Here is a 1,619-nt window from a genome sequence, read left to right on the forward strand (position 1 = left end):
GCACAAACGGTCGCTTCTGTCGGGCCGTAAGCATTCAGTATGCCGTTGTGTTGACTGAAATATTCAAGAAAATCGGAAGAAGGTGATTCGCCGGCGGTCACTAATAATTGTAGGGAAGGCAACTGAGCGCCCGTTAATAATTTCAGTATGGCAGGGGGTAAGGTGGCTATTTCAATGTTTTCCCGCTGAATCAGTTTTTCAATTGCGGCGGGGACATTACGTTCTGTTTCGCTACAAAGGTAAATTGTATGACCATGAAACAGGCTGAGGAATAACTCGAAAACCGAGGCGTCAAAAACATAAGCGGCAAACATTAAGGCTTTTTCTCTCTCTGTGGCATCAAAGATTTCTGCCTGTGCCGCCACCAGATGAGTCACATTTTTGTGCTCAATCATGACGCCTTTCGGCTGGCTAGTGGTGCCTGAGGTATAGATGATATAGGCCAAATCGGAGGATTGGTTTACCGATGCCGGATTGTCCACGGGCTGGCCTGCGGTGATTGTCGGGTCATCCGCCGCTACCAGTACCGGTTGTTCTGCGTATGGTTGCGTGTCTGTCGCCAGCGTTGCCAGATACTTTTGCTGAGTGACGACACAGGGTGATTGGGTATCGCTTAAAATAAACTGAACCCGTTCTAATGGATATTCTGGCGAAATGGGTACATAAGCGCCCCCGGCTTTCAGTACCGCCAAAATACTGATGACCATGTTCAGACTGCGGTCGAGGTAGAGGGCGATGGGGGTATCCGCTTGCACAGGGACATGATGGTGTTGCTGACAGTGTTCACGGATCACATAAGCCAGTTGGTTTGCCCGTTCGTTAAGCTGGCGATAAGTCAGAGATTCGCCTTCAAACACCAGCGCTGTGTTATCCGGTGTCCTTTCCACCTGGGCTTCAAACAGTTGTTGCAGGGTTTTATCCTGCGGGTAAGGCGCATCGGTCTGATTCCAGCGGTGCAGCAGGGTATGGCGCTCCTGAGCAGACAGGATATCCAGCCCGGCCAGCGATTGTGTCTGGTCTGCCACGAAGGCTGCCAGCACCCGCTGATAAATCTCCGCCAGTCTCACGATGGTGGTGTCAGCAAACAGGCTGACAGCGTAATTCAGACATCCGGTAATATCGGTTTGCCCGTCGGATAAAAACAGGCTCAGGTCAAACTTAGCGGGGCTGTATAACGGCTCATCCAGTGTCACCGGTCTGAACGGCAGACGGCTGTCTGGCGAATTTTCTTTAACGCTTTGCAACCCGAACATCACCTGAAAAATCGGATGGCGGGTGGTGTCACGCGCAATATCCAGTGCCTCAACCAGTTGTTCAAACGGCATGTCCTGATGGACCTTAGCCTCTGTTACCCGCTGATGGGTCTGTTGAATCAGTGTTTCCACACTGGTGGTTTGTTGAAGTTGTATCCTTAAGGCCAGTGAATTGACAAACATCCCAATCAGGGGCTGAGTTTGGGCATGGTGTCGGTTATCCGTCGGCGTCCCCAGAACGATATCATTTTGCCCGGATAATTTTGCCAGCGTGAGATAAAAGGCACTGAGCAGCACGGTATACAGGGTGGTTTCCTGTGCTTTTGCCAGATGCCTTAACTGTTCAGACAGCCGGGTGTTCAGCAC

General features: G+C 51.1%; 1 protein-coding gene. It reads right to left on the reverse strand.

All coding sequences use genetic code 11. The annotated features are described in order from the left end of the window. Nucleotides 1-1,619, reverse strand: a 1,619-nt coding sequence (locus C6H66_RS24610; RefSeq protein ID WP_146111137.1) for a non-ribosomal peptide synthetase, incomplete at both ends; no start/stop codon positions are given.

The sequence above is a fragment of the Photorhabdus hindustanensis genome (assembly GCF_002968995.1).
Lineage (GTDB): Bacteria > Pseudomonadota > Gammaproteobacteria > Enterobacterales > Enterobacteriaceae > Photorhabdus > Photorhabdus akhurstii.